A 21293-nucleotide genomic window follows, 5' to 3' on the forward strand; every position below is an offset into this window, starting at 1 on the left:
CCTTGAACTTGCCATGAAGATGGCCCTGAGATTTGATGGTTCCAGATGATTTGGCTTTGGCCGCGGGGAGAGCTTGAAATGACGGATTTTCGTCGCCTGACCGGGATGTTTGTGGCTGCGATCGGCCTGATCCTGTCCGCGCCCCACGCCTACGCCCAGCAGCCCGACCGCGGCGACGAGCCGGGCCTGGTCGCCGACGATGCCTATGAACTCGATCCGGAATGGCAGAAGCAGGTCGTCTACTTCCGCACCACCGAAGCGCCCGGCACCCTCATCATCTCGACCGCCGAACGGCATCTCTATCTGGTGCAGCCTGGCGGTCGTGCGATCCGCTACGGCATCGGCGTCGGCCGCGACGGTTTTCAGTGGCAGGGTCTGGTGAACATCACCAACAAGAAGGAGTGGCCGGACTGGACGCCGCCGCCGGAGATGATCCAGCGCCAGCCTTATCTGCCGCGCTTCATGGCCGGCGGCCCCGGTAATCCGCTCGGTGCGCGCGCCATGTATCTGGGCACCACGGTCTACCGCATCCACGGCACCAACCGGCCCGACACGATCGGCACCAAGGTCTCCTCCGGCTGCTTCCGGCTCGTCAACCGCGACGTCGCCGATCTCTACGATCGCGTCCCTGTCGGCACCAAGGTCGTCATCCGGCAGAAGCCCGAACTCTGATCTCCTCGCATTAGCGAATATTCCTTTTCCCGATTTTTCGAGAGAGCAACATGATGCGCACTTTTCGTGGCGGCCTGCTGATCGGGCTCGCAGTCGCCGTGCTGGTCGCCGTCCTGGCCATCATCTATGAATTCTACGACACCCGCACGTTGAAGCGCACCGTCCGCCGCGGCGAAGTGCTGTGCGGCGTCAACAAGGGCCTGCCGGGCTTCTCGATCCCCGACGACAAGGGCAACTGGACCGGCTTCGACGTCGATTTCTGCCGCGCGGTGGCTTCCGCGATCTTCAACGACCCGAGCAAGGCGAAATTCGTCGCGCTCGATGCCAACGAGCGCTTCAAGGAATTGCAGAGCCGGAAAGTGGACATCCTCTCGCGCAACTCGACCTGGAGCATGGCGCGCGAGCTCGACTACGATCTCTATTTCCCCGCGGTCGCCTATTACGACGGCGCAGGCTTCATGCTGCCGCGCGCGCGCAACAAGGAAACCGCGCTGGACCTGACCGGGAGCAAGGTCTGCGTCCAGACCGGGACCACCACGGCGCTCAACGTCGCGGATTACTTCCGTGCCAACAACATGAAGTATGAAGAGGTGAAGTTCGACAAGCTGGACGACGTCGTGAAAGCCTACGACACCGGCAAATGCGACACGCTCTCCGCCGACGTCTCCCAGCTCTACGCGCTGCGGCTGAACCTGTCGAAGCCCGGCGACAGCATGATCCTGCCGGACATGATCTCCAAGGAGCCGCTCGCCCCCGTCGTGCGCCAGCGCGACGACGACTGGATGATGATCGTGAAGTGGACGCTGTACGCGATGATCAACGCCGAGGAGCTCGGCGTCTCCTCGGAGAACATCGACGAGGCCCTGAAGTCGAAGAAGCCGGAAGTGATGCGGCTGGTCGGCACCGAGGGCAATTACGGCGAGCAGCTCGGCCTGACCAAGGATTGGGTGGTCCGCATCATCCGCCACGTCGGCAATTACGGCGAGATGTACGAGCGCAACATCGGCGAGAAGTCGAAGCTGAAGATCCCGCGCGGCATGAACCAGCTGTGGAATGCGGGCGGCGTGCAGTACGCGCCGCCGGTGCGGTAAGAGGTCTTTGTCGTCCCGGCCTAGTGCGCAATTGCGCACGGGGGGCCGGGACCCATAACCACCATCGGAAATTGTAGCGGCAGCTAGCAACTCCGAGTCTTTCTCAAACTGCTCCCTGGGGTTATGGGTCCCGCGCCTTCGCCGGGACGACACCTCTATTCGAGGCGCAGCTGTGCCCATTGGTACCCTCGCCTCAATACCCCCGCGCCCTTGCCAGCTGCTCGGTGTGGTAATTGGCGTCGCCGAACAATTCCTCGCACACGCGCGCGCGCTTCATAAAGAAGCCGATGTCGAACTGGTCGGTCATGCCCATGCCGCCATGCATCTGCACGCCTTCCTGCACCGCGCGCGTGGCGGTGGTGCCGGCGCGGGCTTTCGCCACTGCGACGGCTGACGCCGCCTTGGCGACGTCCGTATCGAGCGCTTGCAGCGCCTTCATCACGGCGGCGCGGGTGATCTCGATATCGACATAGAGTTCGGCGGCGCGGTGCTGCAGCGCCTGGAATTCGCCGATCAGCTTGCCGAACTGCTTGCGGCTCTTCAGGTACTCGACGGTGCGGTTGAACACCTCTTCGCTCAGACCCACCATTTCGGAGGCCACTGCGCCCCGTCCGATATCGAGCACGCCCTCGAGCAGCCCGCCTCCCTGGTCGACTTCGCCGAGCACGCTGTCGGCGTTGACCTCGACATTGGCAAGCTCGATCCGCGCCGCATTGTGCGCGTCGACCATGATGGTGCGCTCGATCGCAACGCCCTTGGCCTTGGGGTTGACCAGGAACAGCGTCAGCCCCTCGCGCTCGCCGGCTGAGCCGGCCGTACGCGCAGCGACGATGAGGAGATCGGCAACGTGACCGTCGACCACCAGCGCCTTGGCGCCGGAGAGTTTGAAGCCGTTGCCGGCGCGCACGGCCTGGAGGCTGGTCTGAAGCGGGCGGTGTTTTGCGCCCTCGTCGATCGCGAGCGTCGCGAGCAGGGAGCCGTTGGAAATCTTCGGCAGATACTCCGACTTCTGCGCGGCATTGCCGCCACGGTTCAGTGCCGAGGCCGCGACCACGCTGGTTGCGAGGAAGGGCGAGGGCATCAGCGTGCGGCCGATCTCCTCCATCACCACCCCGGCCTCGACATAGCCGAGGCCGCTGCCGCCGAACTCTTCCGGCACCAGCAAGCCGGCAAAACCCATCTCGGCGAAGGAATGCCAAAACTCCCTGGAGAAGCCGATGGGGTCTTTGCTATCGCGCAGATGCCGCAAATGCGACACCGGCGCCTTGTCGCTGATCAGCCCGCGCGCGCTGTCGCGGAGCATCGATTGTTCTTCGGTGAGGACGAGGGCCATGTGCAATGTCTCTAACGTCTGGCGGAATGCATGTCTGTTGTTGTCATTCCGGGGCACGCGAAGCGTGAACCCGGAATTTCGAGGTTCTCAGGTGCGCAACCGCGCACCTGAGTTCGGTCCTGCGGACCGCCCCGGAACGACGCTGGGGTTACGCCCCCGGCAAATCGAGGATGCGCTTGGCGACGATGCCGAGCATGACCTCGGTGGTGCCGCCCTCGATCGAGTTGGCCTTGGTCCGCAGCCAGGCGCGCGGACGCGCTCCTTGTTTCGAACGCTCGCTCTCCCATTCAAGCGCATCGACGCCGCCGGCCGACATCAGGATCTCGTAACGGCGCTTGTTGAGCTCGGTCCCGTAATATTTCATCGCCGACGAGAACGCCGGATGGGCCTGACCGGCCTTGGCGAGATCGACCGCGCGCTCGGCGCAGGCGGCAAGGGCCGCTTCGTCGACGTCGAAGCTGGCGATCCGGCCACGCAGCATGGAATCGTCGAGCCGTCCCTGCGCATCGGTGCCGACGGAATCGGCCGCGATCTGGCCGAGCGGACGGCCGACGCCGCGCTCGCCCATGCCTGATATCATCGCGCGCTCATGCTGGAGCAGATATTTTGCGACGTCCCAGCCGCGATTGACGGTGCCGACCACATGCGATTTCGGCACGCGGACATTGTCGAAGAAAGTCTCGCAGAACGGCGAGTAGCCGGAGATCAGGAGGATCGGTTTGGTCGTCACGCCCTTCGAGGTCATGTCGAACAGGATGAAGCTGATGCCGTCGTGCTTCTTCGCGGCGGAATCGGTGCGGACGAGGCAGAAGATCCAGTCGGCATAGTTGGCATAGGAGGTCCAGATCTTCTGGCCGGTAATGACGAAATCATCGCCGTCGCTCTCGGCGCGGGTCTGCAGCGAGGCGAGATCGGAGCCGGCGTTCGGTTCGGAATAGCCCTGACACCAGCGGATCAGGCCCGCGGCGATCTTTGGCAGATGCTCCTTCTTCTGGGCATCGTTGCCGTATTTCAGCAGCGCCGGCCCGAGCATCCAGATCCCGAAGCTCGACAGCGGGGGCCGCGTGCCGATCCTGGCCATCTCCGCGCGCAGCACCTTGTGCTCGGCGGCGCTCAGACCACCGCCGCCGTACTCCTTCGGCCAATCGGGTACGGTCCAGCCCTTGTCGCGCATGCGCTCGAACCAGATGCGCTGCGGCTCCGACGAGAATTTTGCGTTACGTCCGCCCCAGAACACGTCGGCGTCGGACGTCGCGGGCTTGCGCATTTCCGGCGGGCAATTGGCTTCCAACCAGGCGCGCGTTTCGCTGCGGAATGTTTCGAGATCGGCGGTCTCAGTCTCGCTGGCCCTGGAGTCAGTCATTGGTCGTTTCCATCATTCAAAATCGGCTTGTTGGGCGCGACTCTGGGCCAAGCTCCCGCGGAATTCAACCACTTCCGTGTCACGCATCCGCTATAGTTGCCGCCACGGCGAGCTTGAAAACAAAGAGGAAACAACAATGCGCCTGAAGCTTCTTTCGCCTGGCGAAATGAACGAGAGCCAGCGGCAGACCTATGACGAGTCGATTGCCGGCAAGCGCGGCAGGCCGCCGGCACCGATGATGGCCTGGCTCAACAGCCCCGACATGGCCCGTCACGCCACGCGGCTCGGCGAGGTCCTGCGTTACGATACGATATTTCCCGCGAAACTTTCGGAGATCGCGATCCTGGTGACGGCGCGGCACTGGACCGCCCATTACGAATGGTACGCGCACAAGCGGCTGGCGCTTGCCGGCGGCATGGACCCTGACATCATCGACGCGATCCGCGACCGCCGCACACCCGTCTTCGACGATCCCAGGGCTAAGATGATCTACGACGTCGCAAAATCGCTGCATGAGCGCCACGGCGTCGAGAAGGGCCTCTATGACGATGCGGTGAAGCTGCTCGGCGAGCGCGGCGTGGTCGAGGTGATTGGTCTCTGCGGCTATTACACGCTGGTGTCGATGACGCTGAACACGTTTGAGTTCGAGCTGCCGGAGGGCGAGGTGCGGGAGCTGTCGTAAGTTGCCTATCCGGAAACGCTGGGTTTCGAGATCGGCCGGTAGCACTGTCCCGAGGCCGGACCTAATTGGAGTTCATTAACGGAGCAGCCGCATGTCGCAAAACCAAGCCGTCGCCGCCGGCACCAGGATCGGCCACGTTCATCTCAAAGTCGCCGATCTCGATCGCGCGCTGGGCTTCTATTGCGGCGTGCTCGGTTTCGAGCTGATGCAGCGCATGGGCTCGGGCGCGGCCTTCATCTCGGCCGGCGGCTATCACCACCACATCGGGCTCAACACCTGGGAGAGCAAGGGCGGCTCGCCGCCGCCGCCTGATGCGACCGGGCTCTATCACACCGCGATCCTCTATCCGACGCGGCCGGCGCTGGCGGATGCGTTGCACCGCGTGCTCTCGGCCGGCATTGCGCTCGACGGCGCCAGCGACCACGGCGTCAGCGAGGCGCTGTATTTGCGCGATCCGGACCAGAACGGTGTGGAGCTGTATTGGGACAAGCCGCGGGAGCAATGGCCATTCGGGCCGGACGGCAAGCTTTCGATGTTCACGAAGCGGCTGGATGTGGAGGAGCTGCTGAAGCAGCGGGAGGCCTAGTCCGCACCTCGCCACTGCACGAGCCTCAGGACCCATCCGGCCGCATAGAGCCCGACGCCGAACACGGCATGCGTGAGTAGCGTGTTGAGACGCGCCACGTTGGGACGTGGCGCGCGATGGGCAGCAATGCCGAGGCCCATGCCCGGCTGCATGATCAGGAAAGGTGCCGCCGCGCTGCCGATTCCGACGATCAATGCGGGGCCGACACGCGGGGAATGCAGCCAATCGAGCCCCCAGATCGCCAGCAAGACGGCCGCGAACGCAATGCCGATCAGGTAGTGCGCGGCCCACCCAATCAGGCGCTCGCGTGGAGCCGGATCGGGTGCCGCGATCTTAAGATGCCGATACTGTCCGCGCGCGAGCAGGATGAGCCAGCGACCTAGGAGTCCATAGTCTAGCGATGGGATTCCAAGAACATGCGCGCGGAGAACTGCCCAACCATCGATCACGGCCGTTGCACCGGATCCGATCAAGGCGGCGCCGACCAGAAATTCAATCATTTCACCCATTCGAGACCTCGCCTGCCGCGTCGGCTGAAGCCCGCGCCTGGATCATCCAGCATGCGGCGGTAAAACGGATCGCATCTGCCTCCACGTAGGGGGCGAAGGCGGGCCGCACCGCATCCACGACCCTTTCGCGCAATCCCCTGTCGGCGTCCTGCAGGATCGTTCCGACGGGTCCCAGCCAACCGACATAGCGAGCGAGTTCGCTGGCAGGAAAGCGGCATGGAATATCCACCGGCCGGATGTCGATCTCGGTCCAGCCGCTCTCCAGCAGGATGATCCTGACCCGATCTTTGTCAGCGAAGGCGAACTGCCCCGGACCGCCGGATGGACGGGCAGGCATATTCGGCAGAAGGGGCGCGGCGGCTCGTTCGGCCGCCGTCATGAACGGATTCTCCGCTGCGCCCCGCCATGCAACGACGGCGAGCCCGGCGCCTTCGGCGGCAGCGCGCCTCAGATTTGCGAAGGCCGCAACGAAGTCTTCGAAGAACATCACGCCGAGACGTGAAATGATCGTATCGAAGCTCGCCGGGTCGAATTTATGGTGCTGCGCATCGGCGCAGATAAAGCTGGCCGAGGTGCCTTCGCGCTCGGCGCGGGCCAGCGCCGCCCCGATCATCGGCGCGGAGATGTCGATGCCGACCACACGGCCGCCTTGCCCGAGCTTTCGCGCGACCGCAACGGTCAGACCACCGGTGCCGCAGCCGACGTCCAGGACGCGACGATTGGAGCCGGCAGGAACGGCCTCGCACAGCGGCCTCTCGAATTGCTTGAACATCTCATCCAGGATGTCCTGGGTCTCGACCCAGGCGCGTCCGGCGGGACCATTCCAAAGCCTCATCTGCTCAATCGCCTTCTGCATAGCGTCCATGATGGTTTCCCCTTTCGTCTTGCCTTGGCGGCGTTGGACGCGGCATACTGCCAGTTCAAGTGAACTTGAGGTCAAGAGGCGTGATGACGATCGATATCGCCGAAGTCGCACGGCGCTCCGGTGTTCCGGCGTCGACGCTGCGATTCTATGAGGAAAAGCGGTTGATTGCCCCGATCGGCAGGCGCGGCCTGCGCCGGCTGTTCGATCTGGAGATCCTGGATCGCCTGGCGCTGATCGCGCTGGGGCGCGCGGCGGGCTTCTCGCTCGATGAAGTTGCCCGGATGTTCGCACCCGACGGACGGCCGCGTATCGACCGGCGGAAGCTTGCCGCCAAGGCCGACGAGTTGGACCGAACGATCCGCAAGCTTATCGCGATGCGCGACGGCCTGCGCCATGCCGCGGCCTGTCCGGCGCCAAGTCACATGGAATGCCTGCATTTTCGCCGCCTCATGCGGGTCGCGGCATTGGGAAAGGCGAGGTCGCCCAAGCGGGCCCCGCGCGCGCCGCGATCAGACTGAAGCGGTCGATCGCCTTGTGTGCCCCCGCACCATGATCAACGCCGCGGCCACCAGCTCCAGCGCAATACACAGATAGAACGGCAGCTCATAGCCACCGGAGAAATCGCGCAGAAAACCGACCACGCCGGGGCCGAACGCATAGGTCACCTGGTTGATCGCGGTGTTGAGGCTGATCAGCACGCCGAACGAGGCGGAATCGAATTCCTGCTGCACGATCAGCGACGGCAGCGTGATGAGATTGCCGACCGAGAAGCCGAATAACGCGCAGGCGGCGATCAGCACGTAATCATTGTGCAAATTGATGACGACACACAGCGCCACGGCCTGACTCAGGAACGACAGCGCCGAGGCGAGCCGCTGGTTGAGTCGGTCGATCACCAGCGAGAACAGCACCCGGCCGATCACCGCCATCGCGGTCAGCACCGCAACCGCGACGGCCGCGCGCTCGCGCCCGATCACGGGATCGAGGAACGAGATCAGGTGGACGATGAAGCCGACCTGCGCGAACAGCACCAAAGCAAAGGCAATGGTCACGGTAAGAAAGCCGACATCGCGCAACGCCTGGCTACGAATCTGCGCCGACGATTGCGGCTTCGTTTTCGTCGCGGCGCGCCGGCCATGGAGATCGGGCGGGCGGCCGACGACAATCAGGATCACCGGCACGAGCAGTACCAGCATGGCGCCGGCGACGATAAACATCGCGCTGGCGAAGCCGACATGGCCGATCAAGGTCACCAGCAGCGGCACGCCGACGATGCCGCCGAAGCTTGCGCCGTTCAGCGCGAGGCTGATCGCCATGCCGCGCTTCTGGTCGAACCACAGGCTGATCGTGTTGGTGATCATGGCCAGGCTCGTGCCGGCCCAGCCGAAGGCGAGCACGGCGTTCGCGAGATAAAGCTGCCACGGTTCGCGCACCGCGCCGATCGCGACCGCCGCGGCCGACATCGCCAGCGTCCCTGCGATCAGGCCGAGGCGCGGGCCGTACTTGTTGACGGCTTCGCCGACGAAGACGACGAGCAGCGCGCCGAACAGATAGAAGAACGTCGTGGCCGACGAGATCAGCGAGGCCGACCAGCCGTGCGCACGCTGGAGCTCGGCGACATAGACGCTCTGGCCGTAGAAGCCGAGCCCCCAGCCGAAGGTCGCGAGCAGGAAGCAGACCGCAACGATGCGCCAGCCTTCGTAGCGGAGAGAGGATTCGTCGACGGATCCGTCGTGTCGAGGGTTATCGAGCATGCCGCTTACTCCGTCATGCCCGGACTTGTTCCGGGCATCCACGTTCTTCGATCCGCGCGCCCAAGACGTGGATGGCCGGGACAAGCCCGGCCATGACGACATCTAGTAACCTTCACCAGAAAATCACTTCGACCTGGATCGAACTATCAACGCTGCTGACAGCCTCCCGCCATGTCAGATCGCATCCGGGAACTCGCCCATGGCCGCGTCGAGCCGCGCTTTGCGGCGACGGGTCCAGGACGCCAACGAGAGCACGGCGAGACCGAGCAGCACCGGCGGAAACACCACCATGTTCACCGCGGACCAGCCGTAACTGGCGAGCAACTGGCCGGACGAGAACGAGCCGATCGCCATCATGCCGAACACCAGGAAATCGTTGAAGGCCTGCACCTTGTTGCGCTCCTGCGGCCGGTGCGTCTCCAGCACCAGCGCCGAGGCGCCGATGAAGGAGAAGTTCCAGCCGACACCGAGCACGATCAGCGTGACCCAGAAATGCATCGCGGTGATGCCGGACAGGCCGATGCAGGCCGCGCCGGCCTCCAGCAGCAGGCCGGCGGCAACGACCTTGCGCGCGCCGAAGCGGGCGATCAGCGCGCCCGTGAAGAAGCTCGGCCCGTACATGGCGACGATGTGCCATTGAATGCCGAAATTGGAATCTGAAACGCTCAAGCCGCACAGCTTCATGGCAAGCGGCGCCGAGGTCATCACCAGGTTCATCATGGGGTAGGAGATGACGCCGCACAGCGCCGCGGCGATGAAGCGTGGCTGGGTCACGATCTCGAGCAGCGGCCGCCCGCCATGAAGATCGGCCGGCGCCGGTTTCGGCATGTCGACCCCGGCGACGATGCCCATCGCGATGAGCGCGACAGCCGCCTGGACCAAGAAGCTGAAGGCGAAGAGATAAGGCTGCCAGACATCCATGGTCCATTGCACGAGCTGCGGACCGAGCACGCCGGCGAACACGCCGCCCGCCATTACCCAGGACACCGCCTTGGGTCGGTACGCCGCGCTGGCGCCGTCGGCGGCAGCGAAGCGATAGGACTGCGCCACCGCGCCGTAGAGGCCGCCAAGAAAAGTCGCCAGACAGAACAACGGAAACGAAGCGTGCAAGATCGCGAAGCAGCCGAGCAGGCCGGTGAGCGTACCCAGGCCCGTGCCGATGATGAAGGCCCAGCGGCGGCCGAAGCGACTCGATATCGCGCCGGTCGGCAGCGTGCCGGCCGCAAGCCCCAGCACGTACATCGACAGCGGTACCGTCGCGAGCGACATGTCGGGTGCAAGCGTCGCACCGACGATGGAGCCGGTGGCGAAGATCACCGCCGAATTGGCGCCGGTCAGCGCCTGCGCGGCAGCAAGGCGCACCACATTGGCGCGCACGCGGGCGTCGGCGGCGACCTCATTGGCTGCAGTCACATCCAGCATCGGCATTTCCGCCCCAACGGGCTTTTAAGTGCTTTCAAGGGCTCGCTTGATTCCCGGCACTATGGCGGGACGCGGGAGGGCGGGCAACCGGCGCAAACGGGCGCAGGCCATGTCTCTGACGCAATCGGGCCGATGATAATGGGCCGCGCACTTGACGGCTTGCGCTCGATCAAATCCTATCCGCCGCGACCTTCCGGAGTTTCGTTCATGTCCGTCGACGACAGGCCTACGCTCAGCGCTCCTGACGACGATCCCTGGCTCTGGCTGGAGGAGATCGAAGGCAAGCAGGCGCTCGATTTCGTCACACGGCAGAACAGCCTGACACTCGACGCGTTCGGCGGAGCGGCCTTCGCGCGCGATCGCGACATCCTCGCGGCGATCTACGATCGTCCCGACAACATTCCCTATGTCAGCCGCCGCGGCACCGAACTGCACAATCTCTGGAAGGACGCCACCAACCCGCGCGGCCTGTGGCGGAAGACTTCCCTTGCGGAGTTTCGCAAACCGCATCCGACGTGGGAAATCATGCTGGATGTCGACCAGCTCGCGGCACGCGAAGGCGAGGACTGGCTGCTGAGCGGCATCACCACGCAGCCGGGAAGCGCGCGCGCCATTTTGGGGCTGTCGCGCGGTGGCAGCGATGCCGTCACCTTGCGGGAATTCGACCTCGACACCAAGAGTTTCGTTGCGGACGGATTTGCGCTGTCGGAAGCCAAGGGCGGCGCCGATTGGCTCGATGCCGACACGCTGCTGCTGTCGAGCGCCCATGGCGAAGGCATGGCGACGAGCTCGGGATATTCCCGGACGGTTCGCCTGTGGCGACGCGGCCAGCCTGTCGATCAGGCGCAGGTGATCATCGAGACCACGGCCGATCATATGGCGATCTCCGGCATCGTCGACGACACCGCTGCGGCCCCGCGCAGCTGGATCGTCGACCAGATCGACTTCTTCAATCATGCGCTCTGGCTGCGCGATGCAGACGGTGCGACGACGAAGCTCGATCTGCCGACCGGCATCTGGTTGCAGGCGCATGGCGACTGGTTCGCGATGAAGCTGCGCGAAGCCTGGTCGATCGAGGGCAAGACCTATGCCGCCGACACCGTGCTCGGCATGTCGCTCTCGGCGTTCCTCGCCGGCAGCCGCGATTTCGCGGTGCTGTTCGAGCCGGAACCTCGCCGCGCCCTGCAAGGCCTGTTCTGGACCGGAGGCAAGCTGGTGCTGTCGATCCTCGACGAGCTCCAGCCGCAATTCGAGATCTGCACGCCGTCGGCCATAGGCTGGAGCCGCGCGTCGCTCGGCGGCCTGCCGCAGATCGGCGTCGTCGACATCTGGCCGCTGGATCGCCATCCCTCCGAGAGCAATGGCGACCTGCTTGCCAATGTGCAGGATCCGCTGACGCCGCCGTCGTTGCTGCTGATCGAGCGCGGCGTCGCGAGCCCGACGGTCTTAAAGCAGGCGCCGAAAACATTCAACGCCGACGGCCTCGTGGTGACCCAGCACGAAGCGATCTCGACCGACGGCGAACGCATCCCCTATGTACAGACCGGCCCCGCCGGCGAGACCGGCGATGCACCGGTCTATATGAGCGCCTATGGCGGCTTCGCCCATTCGGTGAAGCCGTATTACAACCCGTCACTCGGCAAGCTGTGGCTGGAGCGTGGCGGCACCACGGTGCAGGCGAATTTGCGCGGCGGCGGCGAATTCGGCACGCGCTGGCACGATGCCGGCCGGCTCGCCGGCAAGAAACTGTCGCACGACGATTTCGCGGCCGTTGCCGCCGATCTCGTCCGCCGCGGCATGACAACGGCAAAGCGCATTGCCGCACAGGGAGGATCGAACGGCGGCATCCTCATCACCAACATGCTGGTGCGATACCCCGAACGTTTCGGCGCGCTGTTCTGCACCATCCCGCTGATCGATATGCGCCGCTACACGAAGCTGCTCGCCGGCGCGAGCTGGATCGCGGAATATGGCGATCCCGACAAGCCCGAGGAGTGGGACTGGCTCAAGTCCTACTCCGCCTATCACAACGTCAAGGCCGGCCAGCCGTATCCGCCGATCCTGATCGCCACCACGCGACGCGACGACCGTGTCCATCCCGGGCATGCGCGCAAGATGGCGGCAAAGCTCCAGGCCATGGGCTACGAGGCCTGGTTCTACGAGCCTGAAGCCGGTGGCCACGGCTACGGCAAGGACAACAAGGAGCGCGCCGGGTTCGAGGTGATTGGCTTTCGGTTCTTAAAGGACAAGATCGGGTGGAAGGACGAGGGCTAGCGTTTGCGGCGCTGACATCTCCGCACCGTCATGGCCGGGCTTGACCGGGCCATCCACGCCTTAGCTGGTGCACGAAGAACGTGGATGCCCGGGACAAGCCCGGGCATGACGACCTCCTATCGCGCGAATACCAAGGTCAGATTGTTCGCGGGCATGTCCATCGTATCGACAAGGCGAAGACCAACGCCGCGGGCAAGCGCCTCGACATCGGCGATGTCACGCACGCCCCAGTCGGGATTGCCTTCACGCAGGGAGGTGTCGAACACCGCATTGCTGAGCGCGATGTGCTTGCCGCCGCGCTTGAACGGGCCGTAGAGGAACAGCTTGCCGTCGGCCCGCAAATAGCGGCCGGCGCCGGCGAACAGACCCTCGGCGACGCTCCATGGCGCGATGTGGATGACATTGGCGCAGAACAATGCGGCAAGACTCGACGGCCCCTGCCCGCTTTTCATCTCCGGGCACCAGTCCGGATCGGTGAGATCGATCCGCAGCGGCGAGCGGATGTTTTTGAGGCCTGAATGAACGCGCCAGGCCTCGATGCTCTTGAGGTGGCGCTGGTTGAGATCGCTGGGCCACCAGATCAGGCCGGGCGTGTGACGGGCGAAGTAGACCACGTGCTGGCCGGTTCCGCTGCCGAGCTCGACCACGTTGCCGGTGCAGCCGGCGAGATGCCGTTCCAGTGCCGCCCAGAGCGGCTCGTGATTGCGATGAAATGCCGGCGCATCGAGCCGCCCATCCGACTCGACCCGACCGCCATCCCTGCCGAATTCGACGACATATTCAGCCAAGTGAGGTCCCCTTGAAAAAACGAGAACGCGATGAAAACAGGTTGAGCGCCCAAACGCTCAGGAAACAGCCGGCCCGCGCCACGGTCCCTAACTCTCGGACCAAGCCGGCTGAACAAATAATCTCTTTAGTTGCAATCGGGAAGATATTAACTCCATTTTGTCGCGTGGATAGTCTTGATTGTCAGGCGGCGCCCTTTGTGCTTTGGAACGCTTCTATTTCGTAATCGAGACCATCGCATAACGCCTCGGAATAACGCCTTGACCGCCTTTTCCCGGACGCCCGTTCTGTTCATCTTGCTGGCCATTGCAGCCGGCCTCGCCACCCCGGCGTGGGCGCAGTCCGCTGTGGCCGACGGCCAGAAACTCGCTTTCGACCGCGGCAAGGGCAATTGCCTGACCTGCCATGTCATCAGGGGTGGCGACCTGCCGGGAACGATCGGGCCGGAACTGAAGGACCTCAAGGCCAAGTACCCCGATCGCAACGAACTGACCGCGATCATCTTCGACGAGACCAAGCGCAATCCGCAGACCATGATGCCGCCGTTCGGCCGGAACCGGATTGTGACCGAACAGGAGATCAGCGCGATCGTTGATTTCCTGCAGACCCTGTGACTTCAGGCATGCCACGAGATTTGGTTGGGAGACCAGAGATGACCACACTCACCGGCCCAAGCGCGACGCGGCGCCTGATCCTTCAGGGCGCAGCCTCGGTCGCGTTGCTCGGCCTCGGCAATCTGCCGTTCGGCGCCGCGCCCGCGCGCGCCGCGGCCAACGACAAATATCCGGAAGAGGCGTTCAAGCAAAAGAGCGAGGCGGACGCCATCAAGGCGCTCTACGGCAAAACCGCCGAGCCGTCCGACAAGGTCAAGCTGGACGCCCCCGAGATCGCCGAGAACGGCGGTGTGGTGCCGATCTCGGTGACGACGACACTCGACAAGGTCACCTCGATTTCATTCTTCGTGGCCGAGAATCCCAGCGCGCTGGCCGCCAGCTACAGGATTCCCGAAGGCACGATCCCTGCTGTCGCCAACCGGCTGAAGATGGCCAAGACCACCAACGTGGTCGCGATCGTGGAGGCCGACGGCAAGCTCTACAGCGCGACCAAAGAGGTCAAGGTCACCGTCGGCGGCTGCGGCGGCTAAGCGAGGAAGATCGAGATGGCATCCAGCATTCGCGTCCGCGCCACCACCAACGGCGACATCACCGAGGTGCAGGCGCTGATCCAGCACCCGATGGATACCGGCTTCGTCAAGGACGCCAAAGGCGAACTGATCCCGGCGCATTACATCCAGCAGCTGAAATTCGAATGTAACGGCAAGGACGTCTTCGTTGCCGATTGGGGCACCGCGGTCTCGAAGGACCCCTACGTCAAGTTCAGCTTCAAGGGAGCCAAGAAGGGCGACGATCTCAAGGTCTTCTGGACGGATAACAAGGGTGCGTCGGACACGACCACTGCGAAGATCTCGTGATGAAGGCCCGCACCACCATCCTGCTTGGTTCGTTGAGCGCCGCGCTCGTCGCGTTGGCCCTCACCTCTCCACGCGTGGTGGCGGCCGACAAGGTCGATCCCATCGCCGATGCCAAGGCGTTCCAGAACTTCTTCTTCCAGAAATTCCCTGATGTGAAGCACGAGGATTTCGTCAACGGTCCTTATTCCATGAACGAGGACATGAAGCGGCAGTGGCGGGAGAAGGAGGAATTCCCGCCCTACGAGTTTGCGCTCGACGCCGGCAAGGAGATGTTCGCCACCCCGTTCAAGAACGGCAAGACCTATGCGGACTGCTTCCCGAACGGCGGCATCGGCATCCGCCAGAACTATCCTTATTTCGACGAGAAGGAAGGCAAGGTCGTCACGCTGGAGCTGGCGCTCAACCGCTGCCGCGAGGCCAATGGCGAGGCGCCCTATTCCTACGTCAAGGACGAGATGGCCTCGCTCACGGCGTACATGGCCTTCACCTCGCGCGGCAAGCCGATGGACATCAAGATCCCCGACGATCCTCGCGCGCTCGCGGCATTCGAGAACGGCAAGCGCTATTTCTACACCCGCCGCGGCCAATTGAATTTCTCCTGCGCGAGCTGCCATGTGCAGAGCCCGGGTGAGCGCATCCGCGCCGAGACCCTGGCGCCGGCGCTTGGCATTCTGAACGCGATGCCGATCTACCGCTCCGAATGGAGCGGCATGGGCACCACCAGCCGCCGCTTCGTCACCTGCAACAGCCAGACCCGCGCGGTTCCGCTGGAGCCGCAGGCGGATGAATATCGCGACGTCGAATATTTCCTGTCCTACGTCGCCAACGGCCTGCCGATATCGGGACCGGGAGCGCGGCCATGAAGCTGTCACTCCCTTTCGCCCGGCTGCTTGCCTTGCTGCTTACCCTCGGGCTCGCGCCGGCGGCGCGCGCGGCAGATGAGGCAGACTACAAGGCGGCCTTTGCCGCCGCCGAGGCCGCCTCCAAGGAGGCCGCCGGCATGCGCAACCAATGGACCGTGACCGTCTCGACGCTGGCCGCCGCAAAGAAGGCGGCCGATGGCGGCGATTTCGACCGCGCCGTGGCCGCAGCCAGGGAGGCCGAGGCGCTGGCGAAGGCGTCGATCTTCCAGGCGATTTCCGAAAAAGAAGCCTGGAAGGCGATGGAAATCCGTTAGACTGTTCGCTTGTGCAACAGCCTTGCGACCGTGAGAGGGCGCGGAGAATTTCTGGATGGCGATCCGCCGCCGCGATTTCCTGAAGAATGCAGGCCTTGCTGCCGCATCGCTGAGCCTGCCGCGGCTTGCGCTCGGTGCTGAGGCTGCGAGCATTTACGACCTCGAACGGTTCGGCAATGCGCGCATCCTTCACCTCACCGACACGCATGCGCAACTCAATCCAGTCTATTTTCGCGAGCCCAGCGTCAATATCGGGATCGGCGAGATGGCGGGACGGCCGCCGCATCTGGTCGGCCGCGCCTTTCTCGACCGTTTCGGCATCAGGCCCGACAGCGCGGATGCCTATGCCTTCAGCTGCTTCGAGTTCGAGAAGTCCGCAGGCCGCTTCGGCAAGCTCGGCGGCTTCGCCCATCTGAAGACGCTGATCGACCGCTTGCGTGGCGATGTCGGCGAAAAACGGTCCGTGCTCGTTGACGGCGGCGACCTCTGGCAAGGCTCGGGACTTGCCAACATCATGCAGGGCCGCGACATGGTCGAGGCCGCAAACCTGCTCGGTGTCGAGGCGATGACCGGGCATTGGGAATTCACCTATGGCGAGCAGGCGCTGCGCGACAATCTCGCGCGCTTCAGGGGCGAGTTTCTGGCGCAGAACGTTTTTCTCACCGAGGAAGCCGCATTCAATGATGCCCCGGCCTTCGACAAGGCGACGGGACGCGTGTTCAAGCCCTCCGTGATCAAGGAGCTCGGCGGCCATCGCGTCGCGATCGTCGGCCAAGCCTTCCCTTACGTGCCGATCGCGCATCCCAAACGGTTCACGCCGGACTGGTCCTTCGGCATCCGCGAGGAAGAGCTCCAGAAGCATGTCGACGGCCTGCGCGGCACCGACAAGGTCGATGCGGTCATCCTGCTGTCGCATAACGGCATGGACGTCGATCTCAAGCTCGCAAGCCGCGTCACCGGTATCGACGTCATCCTCGGCGGCCATACCCATGATGCGATCCCGCAGCCCATCGCCGTGAAGAATGCGAGCGGCACGACGCTCGTCACCAATGCCGGCTCCAACGGAAAATTTCTGGCCGTGCTCGATCTCGCGCTCGACAAGGGCAAGGTCGGCGACGTCAAATATCATCTGCTGCCGGTCTATTCCGAGCTGTTGAAACCCGATCCCGGGATGGCCGAACTGATCGGCCGGTTGCGGGCACCCTTCGTCACCGACTGGTTGGAGAAGATCGCGACGCCCGATCGCCTGCTGTATCGACGCGACAATTTCGCCGGCCCGGTCGACGAGCTTATCTGCAGCGCGCTGCGCACCGAGTTCGACGCCGAGATCGCGCTGTCGCCGGGCTTCCGCTGGGGCGTCACCGGACTGTCCGGCCAGGCACTGACGATGGAGGATTTGCTCGCGGAAACCGCGATCAGCTATCCCGAGACCTATGTGCAGGAGATGACCGGCGCGGAGATCAAGGACGTGCTGGAAGACGTCTGCGACAACCTCTTCAATACCGATCCCTATTACCAGCAGGGCGGCGACATGGTGCGCGCCGGTGGGCTCAGCTACACCTGCACGCCGACGGCGACGATCGGCAGCCGGATCTCGGAGCTGAAGCTCAATGGCGGCAAGGCGCTCAGTGCCAGCCACCGCTACAAGGTCGCGGGCTGGGCCTCGGTCAACGGCCAGCAAGGCGCGCCGGTGTGGGATGTGGTGGCAAAATATCTGCGCTCGGGCCGGATGTTTCAGGAGCGGCTCGGCTCCGGCGTCACGCTAAAGGGCGTCGAGGGTAATCCGGGCATCGCAGGACAGGGATGATGCGGTCGCAAACCCTATCCGCGATGCTGCTGGCGCTGTTCGCCTGGGCGGCGATGCCACCGGCTTTCGCGCAGCAGGTGCCGCTCCAGGACAAGCCGTTCGCCGAGCACAAGATCGTGCTGCAGCTCTCCGATGGCGATGCCAGGAAGCAAGCTCTGGTGCTCAGCGTCGCCAACAATTTGCTGAAGGCCTACGACCCCGACAAGGTCGCAATCGAGGTGGTGGCGTTCGGTCCCGGCATCGACCTCCTGTTCACCGGCAGCGAGCGCCGCAAGCAGGTCGAGAGCCTGATCGCGCAAGGCGTACGCTTCGACATCTGCCTCAACACTGTCGACACGATCGAGCGGGAGACCGGCAAGCGGCCGGAGTTCATCCCTGCCGCTACGCCGGTGCAGGTCGGGGTCGGGCAGATCCTGTTCCTCAGCGAGAACGGATACACGGTGGTGAGGCCCTGAGCCTTTTGCCGGGGCGAAGCGTCGCGGCATACTCGGTGTCATCGCCGGCGAAGGCGGGCGATCCAGTACTCCGAGAGCGCGAGGGGTACGGGAGGGCGCGGCGTACTGGATTCCCCGCCTTCGCGGGGAATGGCAGCGGTGGCTAGGTGACGCCCACCCGCCCGTCACAGGAATAAAAATCTTCCAAATTTTCTTGCTTACGCAGTGAATTGCTTCTCTTGTAAGCTCGAAATGTAGTAGAATCTCGGGGTAGTTCACGCCGGGTCTTGCCATGATCTTCCGCCAGCTCTTCGACAGTGTTTCGGGCACCTACAGCTATCTCCTGGCGAGCCGCGCCGGCGGCGAGGCGCTGATCCTCGATCCCGTGCTGGAGAAGGTCGACCGCTACTGCCAGCTCCTGCGCGAGCTCGATCTCAAGCTGGTCAAGGCCGTGGACACCCATCTGCACGCCGACCACGTCACCGGCCTCGGCGAGCTGCGCGACCGCACCCATTGCATGACCGTGATGGGCGACCAGACCAAGGCCGACGTGGTGGCGATGCGGGTTGCCGACGGCGACAAGGTGACGATCGAGGGCCTGTCGCTCGACGTGATGTACACGCCCGGCCACACCGACGACTCCTACTCCTACTTGATGGGCGACCGCGTCTTCACCGGCGACACGCTGCTGATCCGCGGCACCGGCCGCACCGATTTCCAGAACGGTTCGTCGCGCGCGCAGTACGATTCGATCTTCAACCGCCTGCTCAAGCTGCCCGACGAGACCATGGTGTTCCCGGCGCATGACTACAAGGGCGACACCGTCTCCACCATCGGCGAGGAGAAACGCTACAATCCGCGGCTCCAGGTGCGCTCGGTCGACGACTATATCGAGCTGATGGCCAATCTGAAGCTGCCCAATCCGAAGATGATGGACGTCGCGGTGCCCGCCAACATGCATGTCGGCCTGCACCAGGAGGAGCTGGAGAAAGAGGGCCGCGTGCTCCGCGCCGTCGAGGCGATCCGCAGCCTCGGCCGTCCCGATATCCTGCTGGTCGATTTGCGCGAGACCAATGAGCGGATGAAGCACGGCATGCTCGAAGGCGCGCTGCATACACCCTATCCGTCCGTTGAGGACAGCCTCAAGCCCGGCGGCATGCTGCGCGAGGTCGCGGCCGCCACCGGTCGCCGCGTCGTGTTCTTCTGCGCCTTCGGCGAACGCTCTGCGATGGCTGTCGCCGCCGCCAAGGAGGCCGGGCTCACCAACACCGCCCACATCGCCGGCGGCATCGATGCCTGGAAGAAGGCCGGCGGGCCGGTGGTGCACTGACCGCCTTGAGATAAGTCAGGAACTGCACATATCTTCCGGATAGGTTTGGGCGCAGCATCACTGTCCGGGACCAGCCATGGCCAAGATCGGCAAGCCGAGCGCGCCGCCCAAAATTGCGGACGACGCGCCAGCAAAAGACAAGGCGAAGAAGCCTCAGCCTCCGCGCGACACCGAAGACGATGATTACGAAGACGGCGACATCGCGACACCAAAGCGCGACCGCTACGGGCCGGACGACGAGCCGTTTTGAGGGGCTCGTCTCTTGCCACGCTCTCAACTGTCGTCCTGCCCCGCGCTACTGCCATGCGCCTGCGTTCATGGACAAATAACCGCTCTGCCCGATAGTTTGCGCGTCTCCAAAGGACGTGAAACGGAACTGCAATGGTCGACGTTCTCGCCGCACCGCAGCAAGGCAAGGCGGACAGCGCGCTACGCACGCTGACGGGGATTTCGATCGCGCATTGGGTCAGCCATTTTCATCTGCTGGTCCTGCCGATGCTGTTTCCCTTCCTCAAAAATCAACTCGGCGTCGGCTACGTCGAGCTCGGCTTCGCGCTGACCGTGTCGGCCGTGGTGTCGGGGCTGACGCAGGCGCCGACCGGCTATCTCGTCGACCATTTTGGCGCGCGAAAGATTTTGCTGGGCGGCCTCACCCTCGGCGGCCTCGCGCTGATCCTGCTTGGCCTGCATCTCAGCTACACCTCGCTGATCGCCTGCGCCGTGCTGCTCGGGCTCGCCAACAGCGTCTACCATCCCGCCGATTACGCCATCCTCGCCGAGCACATGGACGAAGCGCGGATGGGCCGCGCCTTCTCGATCCATACCTTTGCCGGCTATTTCGGCGGCGCGGTGGCGCCGGCGATCGTCGCCGCGATGGTCATCGTGTCAGGCGGTGTCGGTGCGCTGATCGCATCGGGCGTGATCGGCGTTCTGGTCGCGGTGTTGCTGGTGACCATGAACATTCCCGATGCCGGCGCGCACAAGACCAAGCCAGGCACCGAGAACGCACCCAAACAGGCCGTGATCACGCCGGCGCTGATCACGCTGACGGCACTGTTCATGCTGCTCAGCCTGTCGGTCGCCGGCATCAACAATTTCGGCGTGGTGGCGCTGATGAGTGGCTATGGCGTCACCTATTCCGCGGCCAATGTCGCGCTCACCGCCTTCCTCGGTGCAAGCGCCGCCGGCGTGCTCGCGGGCGGCTTTCTTGCCGACCACACCGAGCGCCACGGCTATGTCGCCGCCGCCTGCTTCGCCGCGAACGCGGCGATCGTGCTGCTGATCGCGCTGGTCACGCTGCCGGGCTGGGCACTGACCGCCACGATGGCGGCCGCGGGATTCCTCTCCGGCGTGATCGCGCCTTCGCGCGACATGCTGGTGCGCAATGCAGCACCTCCCGGCGCGGCGGGGCGCGCCTTCGGCATCGTCTCCACCGGCTTCAATCTCGGCGGCATCGTCAGCCCGCTGTTGTTCGGCTGGATTATGGACCAGAGCGCGCCGCATTGGGTGTTCGGCGCATCCGTGATCTTCATGGTCGCGACGGTGGTGCTGTCGCCGTTCACGGAGCGGAAGCGGCAAATCGCGGCTTGAGCAACAAACTCAATTGTCGTCCCGGCCTAGTGCGCAATTGCGCATAGGGGCCGGGGGCCCATAACCACGAATCGGAGTTGTGGCGCAAAGCTGCCAACTCCAAGTCTTCGCCAAACTAAAAATCGTGGTTATGGATCCCGGCCTTCG

General features: G+C 64.2%; 23 protein-coding genes. 16 read left to right on the top strand and 7 right to left on the bottom strand.

The annotated features are described in order from the left end of the window. The first annotated feature begins 78 nt into the window (after positions 1–78). Both ACIPUD_RS22635 and ACIPUD_RS22640 read left to right on the top strand, forming a co-directional pair. Positions 79–672: a L,D-transpeptidase gene (locus tag ACIPUD_RS22635; RefSeq protein WP_007597994.1), complete on the top strand. Its 594-nt coding sequence runs from the start codon at positions 79–81 to the stop codon at positions 670–672. Positions 673–725: 53 nt separating this feature from the next. Beyond that, the gene (locus tag ACIPUD_RS22640) at positions 726–1763 is read left to right on the top strand and encodes an amino acid ABC transporter substrate-binding protein (RefSeq protein WP_026233067.1); all 1038 of its coding nucleotides are present in this window, start codon (positions 726–728) and stop codon (positions 1761–1763) included. A 193-nt stretch (positions 1764–1956) separates the two neighbouring features. On the opposite strand, the gene ACIPUD_RS22645 is transcribed toward ACIPUD_RS22640, so the two are convergent. Together ACIPUD_RS22645 and ACIPUD_RS22650 are read right to left on the bottom strand one after the other, a co-directional pair. After that, the gene (locus ACIPUD_RS22645) at positions 1957–3096 is read right to left on the bottom strand and encodes an acyl-CoA dehydrogenase family protein (protein WP_446481568.1); all 1140 of its coding nucleotides are present in this window, start codon (positions 3094–3096) and stop codon (positions 1957–1959) included. Positions 3097–3244: 148 nt separating this feature from the next. Next, positions 3245–4459, bottom strand: a complete 1215-nt coding sequence (locus tag ACIPUD_RS22650) for an acyl-CoA dehydrogenase family protein (RefSeq protein ID WP_446481569.1) — start codon at positions 4457–4459, stop codon at positions 3245–3247. A 136-nt stretch (positions 4460–4595) separates the two neighbouring features. Between ACIPUD_RS22650 and ACIPUD_RS22655 the strand changes: the two genes are divergently transcribed. Both ACIPUD_RS22655 and ACIPUD_RS22660 read left to right on the top strand, forming a co-directional pair. Continuing rightward, a complete protein-coding gene (locus ACIPUD_RS22655) occupies positions 4596–5141 on the top strand; it encodes a carboxymuconolactone decarboxylase family protein (RefSeq protein WP_446481570.1) in 546 nt (181 codons plus the stop codon). A 91-nt stretch (positions 5142–5232) separates the two neighbouring features. Next, on the top strand, positions 5233–5727 hold the full coding sequence (locus ACIPUD_RS22660) for a VOC family protein (protein ID WP_018455996.1): 495 nt from the start codon (positions 5233–5235) through the stop codon (positions 5725–5727). Here ACIPUD_RS22660 and ACIPUD_RS22665 read toward each other — a convergent pair. Next, positions 5724–6236, bottom strand: a complete 513-nt coding sequence (locus ACIPUD_RS22665) for a DUF2938 domain-containing protein (protein WP_085349644.1) — start codon at positions 6234–6236, stop codon at positions 5724–5726. The genes ACIPUD_RS22660 and ACIPUD_RS22665 overlap by 4 nt on opposite strands. Beyond that, positions 6229–7101: a class I SAM-dependent methyltransferase gene (locus ACIPUD_RS22670; protein ID WP_446481571.1), complete on the bottom strand. Its 873-nt coding sequence runs from the start codon at positions 7099–7101 to the stop codon at positions 6229–6231. The genes ACIPUD_RS22665 and ACIPUD_RS22670 overlap by 8 nt, the downstream gene beginning before the upstream one ends. Before the next feature lie 83 nt (positions 7102–7184). Here ACIPUD_RS22670 and ACIPUD_RS22675 point away from each other — a divergent pair, with 83 nt between their 5' ends. Beyond that, positions 7185–7619: a helix-turn-helix domain-containing protein gene (locus ACIPUD_RS22675; protein WP_018455993.1), complete on the top strand. Its 435-nt coding sequence runs from the start codon at positions 7185–7187 to the stop codon at positions 7617–7619. Here the strand turns inward: ACIPUD_RS22675 and ACIPUD_RS22680 are convergent. Beyond that, positions 7611–8855, bottom strand: coding sequence for an MFS transporter (locus ACIPUD_RS22680; protein ID WP_446481572.1), 1245 nt, complete (start codon positions 8853–8855; stop codon positions 7611–7613). The genes ACIPUD_RS22675 and ACIPUD_RS22680 overlap by 9 nt on opposite strands. A 174-nt stretch (positions 8856–9029) precedes the next feature. Continuing rightward, positions 9030–10277: an MFS transporter gene (locus tag ACIPUD_RS22685; protein ID WP_446481573.1), complete on the bottom strand. Its 1248-nt coding sequence runs from the start codon at positions 10275–10277 to the stop codon at positions 9030–9032. A gap of 207 nt (positions 10278–10484) precedes the next feature. Between ACIPUD_RS22685 and ACIPUD_RS22690 the strand changes: the two genes are divergently transcribed. Then, positions 10485–12551 (top strand): prolyl oligopeptidase family serine peptidase, encoded by a 2067-nt coding sequence (locus ACIPUD_RS22690; RefSeq protein ID WP_446481574.1) that lies wholly within the window; start codon positions 10485–10487, stop codon positions 12549–12551. Between the two features lie 116 nt (positions 12552–12667). Here the strand turns inward: ACIPUD_RS22690 and ACIPUD_RS22695 are convergent, their stop codons facing one another. Continuing rightward, a complete protein-coding gene (locus tag ACIPUD_RS22695; RefSeq protein WP_018455989.1) occupies positions 12668–13339 on the bottom strand; it encodes a DUF938 domain-containing protein in 672 nt (223 codons plus the stop codon). A 258-nt stretch (positions 13340–13597) separates the two neighbouring features. Here ACIPUD_RS22695 and soxX point away from each other — a divergent pair, with 258 nt between their 5' ends. The 10 genes from soxX to ACIPUD_RS22745 all read left to right on the top strand — a co-directional run bounded on the left by soxX (position 13598) and on the right by ACIPUD_RS22745 (position 21146). Further along, a complete protein-coding gene (gene soxX / locus ACIPUD_RS22700; protein WP_446481575.1) occupies positions 13598–13951 on the top strand; it encodes a sulfur oxidation c-type cytochrome SoxX in 354 nt (117 codons plus the stop codon). Between the two features lie 38 nt (positions 13952–13989). Continuing rightward, positions 13990–14481 (top strand): thiosulfate oxidation carrier protein SoxY, encoded by a 492-nt coding sequence (gene soxY / locus ACIPUD_RS22705; RefSeq protein WP_018455987.1) that lies wholly within the window; start codon positions 13990–13992, stop codon positions 14479–14481. Positions 14482–14496: 15 nt separating this feature from the next. Then, positions 14497–14808, top strand: a complete 312-nt coding sequence (gene soxZ, locus ACIPUD_RS22710; protein ID WP_446481576.1) for a thiosulfate oxidation carrier complex protein SoxZ — start codon at positions 14497–14499, stop codon at positions 14806–14808. After that, positions 14808–15671, top strand: coding sequence for a sulfur oxidation c-type cytochrome SoxA (gene soxA, locus ACIPUD_RS22715; RefSeq protein ID WP_446481577.1), 864 nt, complete (start codon positions 14808–14810; stop codon positions 15669–15671). Before soxZ ends, soxA begins: the two co-directional genes overlap by 1 nt. Further along, positions 15668–15985 (top strand): hypothetical protein, encoded by a 318-nt coding sequence (locus ACIPUD_RS22720; protein WP_085349637.1) that lies wholly within the window; start codon positions 15668–15670, stop codon positions 15983–15985. Before soxA ends, ACIPUD_RS22720 begins: the two co-directional genes overlap by 4 nt. A 55-nt stretch (positions 15986–16040) precedes the next feature. Beyond that, entirely contained in the window at positions 16041–17792 is a 1752-nt protein-coding gene (soxB, locus tag ACIPUD_RS22725; protein ID WP_018455983.1) for a thiosulfohydrolase SoxB, read from the top strand. Then, the gene (locus ACIPUD_RS22730) at positions 17789–18247 is read left to right on the top strand and encodes a DsrE family protein (RefSeq protein WP_018455982.1); all 459 of its coding nucleotides are present in this window, start codon (positions 17789–17791) and stop codon (positions 18245–18247) included. The genes soxB and ACIPUD_RS22730 overlap by 4 nt, the downstream gene beginning before the upstream one ends. A gap of 271 nt (positions 18248–18518) precedes the next feature. Then, positions 18519–19556 carry an MBL fold metallo-hydrolase gene (locus tag ACIPUD_RS22735; RefSeq protein WP_018455981.1) on the top strand — a complete coding sequence of 346 codons (1038 nt, stop codon included), beginning with the start codon at positions 18519–18521 and terminating at the stop codon, positions 19554–19556. A gap of 76 nt (positions 19557–19632) precedes the next feature. Continuing rightward, positions 19633–19806 (top strand): hypothetical protein, encoded by a 174-nt coding sequence (locus tag ACIPUD_RS22740; RefSeq protein ID WP_018455980.1) that lies wholly within the window; start codon positions 19633–19635, stop codon positions 19804–19806. A gap of 131 nt (positions 19807–19937) precedes the next feature. Next, positions 19938–21146: an MFS transporter gene (locus tag ACIPUD_RS22745; protein ID WP_018455979.1), complete on the top strand. Its 1209-nt coding sequence runs from the start codon at positions 19938–19940 to the stop codon at positions 21144–21146. Positions 21147–21293: the final 147 nt, after the last annotated feature.

This window comes from Bradyrhizobium sp. CAR08, assembly GCF_052871955.1.

Bases quoted from the DNA above. Each gene is read 5' to 3' on its own strand.
- ACIPUD_RS22720 (WP_085349637.1), top strand. From the start codon at position 15,668: ATGAAGCTGTCACTCCCTTTCGCCCGGCTGCTTGCCTTGCTGCTTACC.
- ACIPUD_RS22745 (WP_018455979.1), top strand. From the start codon at position 19,938: ATGGTCGACGTTCTCGCCGCACCGCAGCAAGGCAAGGCGGACAGCGCG.
- soxB (WP_018455983.1), top strand. From the start codon at position 16,041: ATGGCGATCCGCCGCCGCGATTTCCTGAAGAATGCAGGCCTTGCTGCC.
- ACIPUD_RS22730 (WP_018455982.1), top strand. From the start codon at position 17,789: ATGATGCGGTCGCAAACCCTATCCGCGATGCTGCTGGCGCTGTTCGCC.
- soxA (WP_446481577.1), top strand. From the start codon at position 14,808: ATGAAGGCCCGCACCACCATCCTGCTTGGTTCGTTGAGCGCCGCGCTC.
- ACIPUD_RS22645 (WP_446481568.1), bottom strand. From the start codon at position 3,096: ATGGCCCTCGTCCTCACCGAAGAACAATCGATGCTCCGCGACAGCGCG.
- ACIPUD_RS22655 (WP_446481570.1), top strand. From the start codon at position 4,596: ATGCGCCTGAAGCTTCTTTCGCCTGGCGAAATGAACGAGAGCCAGCGG.
- ACIPUD_RS22640 (WP_026233067.1), top strand. From the start codon at position 726: ATGCGCACTTTTCGTGGCGGCCTGCTGATCGGGCTCGCAGTCGCCGTG.
- ACIPUD_RS22665 (WP_085349644.1), bottom strand. From the start codon at position 6,236: ATGGGTGAAATGATTGAATTTCTGGTCGGCGCCGCCTTGATCGGATCC.
- ACIPUD_RS22650 (WP_446481569.1), bottom strand. From the start codon at position 4,459: ATGACTGACTCCAGGGCCAGCGAGACTGAGACCGCCGATCTCGAAACA.
- ACIPUD_RS22685 (WP_446481573.1), bottom strand. From the start codon at position 10,277: ATGCTGGATGTGACTGCAGCCAATGAGGTCGCCGCCGACGCCCGCGTG.
- ACIPUD_RS22735 (WP_018455981.1), top strand. From the start codon at position 18,519: ATGATCTTCCGCCAGCTCTTCGACAGTGTTTCGGGCACCTACAGCTAT.
- ACIPUD_RS22680 (WP_446481572.1), bottom strand. From the start codon at position 8,855: ATGCTCGATAACCCTCGACACGACGGATCCGTCGACGAATCCTCTCTC.
- ACIPUD_RS22670 (WP_446481571.1), bottom strand. From the start codon at position 7,101: ATGGACGCTATGCAGAAGGCGATTGAGCAGATGAGGCTTTGGAATGGT.
- ACIPUD_RS22740 (WP_018455980.1), top strand. From the start codon at position 19,633: ATGGCCAAGATCGGCAAGCCGAGCGCGCCGCCCAAAATTGCGGACGAC.
- ACIPUD_RS22675 (WP_018455993.1), top strand. From the start codon at position 7,185: ATGACGATCGATATCGCCGAAGTCGCACGGCGCTCCGGTGTTCCGGCG.
- ACIPUD_RS22690 (WP_446481574.1), top strand. From the start codon at position 10,485: ATGTCCGTCGACGACAGGCCTACGCTCAGCGCTCCTGACGACGATCCC.
- soxY (WP_018455987.1), top strand. From the start codon at position 13,990: ATGACCACACTCACCGGCCCAAGCGCGACGCGGCGCCTGATCCTTCAG.
- ACIPUD_RS22635 (WP_007597994.1), top strand. From the start codon at position 79: ATGACGGATTTTCGTCGCCTGACCGGGATGTTTGTGGCTGCGATCGGC.
- soxZ (WP_446481576.1), top strand. From the start codon at position 14,497: ATGGCATCCAGCATTCGCGTCCGCGCCACCACCAACGGCGACATCACC.
- ACIPUD_RS22660 (WP_018455996.1), top strand. From the start codon at position 5,233: ATGTCGCAAAACCAAGCCGTCGCCGCCGGCACCAGGATCGGCCACGTT.